The organism is Mucilaginibacter pedocola (assembly GCF_002013915.1).
GTDB lineage: Bacteria > Bacteroidota > Bacteroidia > Sphingobacteriales > Sphingobacteriaceae > Mucilaginibacter > Mucilaginibacter pedocola.
In genome coordinates, this window is sequence record NZ_MBTF01000028.1 from 1 (window position 1) to 4,150 (window position 4,150).

The 4,150-nt window shown below is 49.7% G+C and carries 2 protein-coding genes; both read right to left on the reverse strand.

What is annotated here, in order from left to right; translation table 11 throughout:
- Window positions 1–2,619 (reverse strand): DUF6443 domain-containing protein (locus BC343_RS20300; RefSeq protein ID WP_078349649.1); only part of this gene is annotated, 2,619 nt, incomplete at its 3' end.
- Between the two features lie 28 nt (window positions 2,620–2,647).
- Window positions 2,648–4,150, reverse strand: a 1,503-nt coding sequence (locus BC343_RS31225; protein ID WP_162276905.1) for a DUF5977 domain-containing protein, incomplete at its 5' end; no start/stop codon positions are given.

The following is a 4,150-nucleotide window of genomic DNA, read 5'->3' on the forward strand; positions in this document are numbered from 1 at the left end:
GCCAAAGGCGTAGTAATCGTCTTCCTGTATTACGTCTGCAATGCCTGCAGATTCCTGGAAGGTTGAGCGGGTGTTGCCCAGGTGGTCTTTCAGGTCGTACTGGTATTTGTACAGGCCTGTGCCATTAGGCATGGCGCGCCCTTCTTCGGTTTGTATAAATTTAATGGCACCATTTTGGTAAATTATCCCGCCAATATAATCCCATGTACCATCGGCAGCGCTTACATTCCTGAGTTTTTCACCATTAGCGGCATACGTATAACTGGCTAACGTGGAGCCGCCCTGCGTAACCGTGGAGGGCAGGTTGAGCACGTTGTAACTGATAAACTTGCCCTCCCCATTCGTTTTGGAGTTGCCATTGGCATCGTAAGAATAGCCGCGGGTGGTAAAGCCGGCACCCAACACCGTGGCCAGTTGATTGGTTTGGTTGCTGTTATTGTAATAGTAACTTAATTCGCCGTAAGGCTGCCCGGTACGGTTTAATTTGGTAATATTTCCGCCCTTGTCGTAACTAAGGGTTTCGTCCATCAGCCCCGAGTTGGATTGCGCCTTCAACAGCCTGTTCAGAGCATCGTAGCTGTAGCGGAAACCCCTGTTAAGTCCATTTTTCCCAAAGTATTCCATTTGGGCAATATTGCCGTTGTATTGCGGGCCTATGCCGTTATCCGGTGCATTGTAACGCAGATCGAGGTTATACAAATTATCGTTAGTGGTGGCCCCGCGCAGCCAGCCCCTTTCGTTATAGGTGTGGGTAACGTTTTGCAAATAATTGGTACTGTCGGTACTGCCGATGTGCTTTATCCTAACCTGCCCTATTTCGTTATATTCTATTTTCGATAACAGGGTTTTGGTATCTGCGGCCATCGTCCTGTACTTCATCTGCTGCCAGTTGCTCAGCTTACGTCCCATATGATCGTACAAATACGTATTGGCCACCGTAAGTTGGGGGAAGCCGGCATTGGAGATGGTAAAATGCTCCCGGGTGGTGCTGGTTACCGCATCATTAAAATTATAGGTGGTGGTTACCGCATCGTAATTGTTGTAATTGGGCGTATTGCCGCCCAGGTTATGCTGTTCGTAGGTTTTAATGGCATGCCCGTCGTCATCGTAATAGGTAAAAGACCACAACATACGGGTGGCCGAGCCTAAGATACCGGTGCGTGTACAGGTGAGAAGCCCCTGTGTGCGGCTGCTGGCACCGGCGGGCGCTGCATAGTTAGCAGGCTTGGCGGCTATATTATAATCATCGTAATAGTTAATAGACAGGTAGGCCGATACCACGCCCTGCGGTGTAGCCACGTTGGTATAGCCCGGGGTTGTATTGGCCGTAGTCCGGCTTTCCCATAAATTAGTTTGCTGATCGCTATAGTCTTGCAACCAGGTAAGCACCGCCGTTGATGGCGTGCTGATATTGCTATCCCCACTGCTGTTGGGGTGTGGGTATATGCCTGTTATTACTACCCGGCCCTGCACATCATACTTGGTAAACAACCACTCCTGTGGGGTTTTATTGCGCTGGTTGGCATCCTGCGTCATTACCACCTGGTCCAGCTTGTTATAAACAAAAAACTCCCAGCCTTTGCCCGGCAGCTTTTTTTGCGTCAAGCGGTTGCGGGCATCATAGCGGTACTGGTAGCAGAGGTCATCTAAAATAGCCTGGGTGGGCATGCCGGCATCGGGGTTGGCTTTGGGTGGTAACACAAAGGCCAGGTTGCCTAAATCGTCGTACACATAATAGGTACTCAGCATTTCTGCCACATCTATATTAAAGCCGTCTTTTATTTTGTTATAAAGGCGTTTTAATACCACATGGCCGTTCTTGTCTTTATATTCCTCCACAATGCCTACGCAGCCTTCGGCGGGCTTCCAGTTTTCATCTTTGCTGATAGTGATACTTAGTTGCCCCGTGCCATAGGTACCGGGAAGGCTGAGTTGCCTGGTACCGTTTGCCAGTATCTCAGCCTTGTACCTCGATACCAGGTGGCTGCCTTTGTTATTGGGCGATATAGCAGAGGTAAAAGTGCTTTGGTCGTTGGCAGAATAATCCGTTTTCACCGTATGCCATGGGCTGTTGGGGCTGCCGGCATCAGGCAATTGCCAGGCCTCCCCGGGGGCGCCCTGCTCTACAACACGGTTTAGCGGCGATGCCTCGAAGCCGGTTACGGATAGCGGTTTGGGGGTACGAACGATACCGTTGCCCTGCTGGCTTTGAACAGGCGAAGGTACCGGCGAGGGGTTATAAAAATTATAAACGCCAACCGAATGGGCATTAGCTACGTAAGCACCGTACCCGGTAGTTGTTGTTAAGGCAAAGGGCAGGTAGCGGTTGCGTTCGCGCCCCAATTCGTCATAAGAGAAAGCCTGCACAATATCCTTCCCGCCCGGCGAGGCCTGCCGCTGTACGGTTTGCAGTGGGCGGCCCAAGCCGTCAGTATAGCTGATGGTAGTCATTACCGAATCTTTATTGCCGGACAGCGTATTGAGCTGGGTAACAGTAGCTATTGGCCTGCGCGGTATGCGCTCCCGCACATAGTTCTGGTCTATCGATTGGCCATAAGCCGTGCCCCCGAAAAGCAGCATCAGCGGCGCGGTAAAATGGTATATTTTTCTGAATTGCATATGAAATTGACAGGTTAGGTGGTTGGTTTTATTCGGTGGCTCTGCTATACATGGTTAGTGACCAGGCTGTTCCTAAGTTGAGGTCGATATTAGGAAATGTGTAGATGTTTGTACTTCCCGACCTTAGCACAGTATAGTATGCCGAATAATTTTGATTAGACAGGGACAACTGTGTCCACCCCTGTTGCGTGCTCTGGTTATAAGCCGAACCGAAGGTTTCTATTTCGATATTATAAGTACCCACCGGCGGCTCTATGCCGGCATTTACCTGGCTTTGCGTGTAAGTGAACAATACTGTACCCGCCGCATTTTTTAATTTGATACTCGTAATACCCGATGTTTTAGTACCCGTTGGCGGGTAGGTGGAATTAACGAAAGTGATTGGCCGGTTACCGGTTGCGCATTCCCCTTTGCTGTTGGCGTAGTCCTGGCCGTTAGCGGCAATATCAGCAAGGGCCTGGTTATTGGCATCCTGCAGGCTGATAACAGAGCTGTAAGTACCGGCATACACCTGGTAATTTACCGTGCTGCCAATGCCTACCGTGCAATTTTTGGTAAAGGCCTGGCTTTGTAGTTCGTTATAATACACGTTGGTTGGCGCGGGTGTACTGATATTGTATTGGTAGTTTTTAACAATGTTGAGCCATTGGTCGCGGACATTATTGAGTCGCTGAAAATTATCGTATTCAAAAAAACCGGTTTCGCCTTTTACGTCGGTTACGGCCGTTACCCCTACGGCGGGGTCGAAGGTGTAGAAGCTCATCAGTGCATCGGTGGGATAAATGCAAATATCATCGCGGTAAACACCACTTACTGCATCAAAAGTTTTACTACCTGTGTAGGCTTCCTTCTTGTAAACCCATTTACCGGCTACCAATTCGTACCAGCTGATAAAATAGCTCTTACCTGCCGGCGGGCTAAAATTGACCGTATGTTCCCCAGACTTAGCGCGGGTGCCCGTGTGGGCCTCGGACGTTGGCACCAAAGTATTAGACTCGAAGCCGTCATAGAAAATTTCATTGTAAGCAGCATTTTTTGCTTCGGCAACAGGCAGCAAGCCGTCGTAACCCCACAGGTAACTACTTTTAGGCCCAAGGTATTTCGATTGGCTTTGCAGGCCACCGCTGGTGGTATAGCCATAGAACACAATGCGTGGGTCCCAGTTGCCCCCGGCAGCTTTGGTTTGTATGCCCGCAGGTTCAAATACCTGGTTCCCCCAATCGCCATAATCGGTTTTTACCGCTTGCAGGAAAGTTAAGTCCTTATAATAATCGTCCTCTATCTTTTTTTCTACCAGGTTGGCGGCAATCATAGCCGGGTAAGGTGCCCCTGCGCCATCGGCAACCATTTCGTGCGGGTATTTTGATAACACGCGCTGTACAATACCATCGCTCCCCCCCGTTTTTTGCTCGGTGACCTGCATGTGGGCGGGGTTGCCGTAGATGTTCACCTGGTAATTACTCACAGGATTATTGCCCTCCAGGTCGTAATTGGTGGTTGTTACCGTATCGGCATATATCCATTGTACATA